This window comes from Helcococcus sp. KG196 (genome assembly GCF_046035495.1).
In the GTDB taxonomy this organism is placed as follows: domain Bacteria; phylum Bacillota; class Clostridia; order Tissierellales; family Peptoniphilaceae; genus Helcococcus; species Helcococcus ovis.
Genome location: NZ_JBFNFI010000031.1, coordinates 1 through 1,338 on the forward strand (window position 1 = coordinate 1; position 1,338 = coordinate 1,338).

At 26.6% G+C, this 1,338-nt stretch carries 2 protein-coding genes; both read left to right on the forward strand.

Annotation, left to right across the window (positions count from 1 at the left end; translation table 11 throughout):
• Positions 1 to 79: 79 nt before the first annotated feature.
• On the forward strand, positions 80 to 451 hold the full coding sequence (locus ABGF45_RS08305) for a helix-turn-helix domain-containing protein (protein WP_408112839.1): 372 nt from the start codon (positions 80 to 82) through the stop codon (positions 449 to 451).
• 34 nt (positions 452 to 485) lie between these two features.
• Positions 486 to 1,145, forward strand: coding sequence for a Mu transposase domain-containing protein (locus ABGF45_RS08310; protein WP_408112840.1), 660 nt, complete (start codon positions 486 to 488; stop codon positions 1,143 to 1,145).
• Positions 1,146 to 1,338 lie beyond the last annotated feature (193 nt).

A 1,338-nucleotide genomic window follows, 5' to 3' on the forward strand; every position in this document is an offset into this window, starting at 1 on the left:
AATTAATAATAGCCGAAAAATGGTCCACTTATTTAAAATTAATTCTCCATATGTCATAATTCGTATGGAGGTAAAAGGAGTGATTAATTTAATAGATAAGCATGCAATAATAAGACTTAAACTGGAAGGTATTTCAAATAGAGAAATATCAAAAAAACTAGGTGTTAATCGTAAAACTGTAGCAAAATATTGGAATGAATACGAAGAACTACAAAAAGAGCTTGAAATTGAAAATATAGATGCTCGGATTGTTCAAGAAAAAATAGCACAAAAGCCTAAGTATAATAGCACTAATAGAAAAAAAGTTAAATATACTAAAGAATTAGATAAAATATTTGAAAGTGAAAAAGAAAAAGACTTGAAACTTAAAAATCATAAACAATCTTTAAGTATTGTTCAAACTTTAGATGGGCATTTCTTTACACAAACCAAACTTCTGAAGTTTTTTTGATTCACAAGTAAGGTTTTTTGAAATGATCGGAGGTTTGTACAAACAAGTCGTTTACGACAATATGAAAAATGTAGTTACGAGATTTATTGGAAAAAATGAAAAAGAATTAAATACAAATCTTTTAGTTTTTGCTAATTACTATGGGTTTAATATCAATGTTACTAATTGTTTTAAGGGAAATGAAAAAGGACATGTTGAAGGTAGTGTTAAGATAATTAGAAAAAAAGTTTTCGCTCCTAAATATGAATTTGATAGCTTTGAACAAGCTGAAGAATATTTAGAAAAAGAGCTTTTAAAAATGAATGAATCATCATTAATTGAAGAGGAAAAAAATAGTCTTTTAAAATTAAAACCAAAATATGATTTAGCAAAGATAACCACACAAAAAGTAGATTCATATTCTTTTGTTCAGGTAGAAAAAAATAAGTATTCTGTACCGGACTATCTTGTTGGAAAAACGGTAGTGATTAGAAACTATGCAAGAGAGATAAAAATTTATGTAAATGACAATTTTGTTTGTTCACATAAAAAGAAAGATGGCTCTAATGAAGTTTCTATTGATATTAAACATTACTTAACTTCATTAGAAAGAAAACCGGGAGCAATTAGAAATTCACTTGCATTGAAAAGTACTCCGTTTCTAAAAACCATCTTCGATAAATATTTTACCAAAGAACCAAAGAAATTTGTGTAAATGTCAATCGAAAAATGGGCCACGATAATATTCGAAAAATGGTCCATTTAAATATAAATAATAGTAATATTATCAATTCATTCTTTCTCCCTCTAAGGAGACTGTAATAAATTTTGTGTATGAAAATCTTTCTGATTAAGGTAATATAAACTTAATCAGGAGGATTTTTTTATGGGAAGAAAAAGACAAGAAT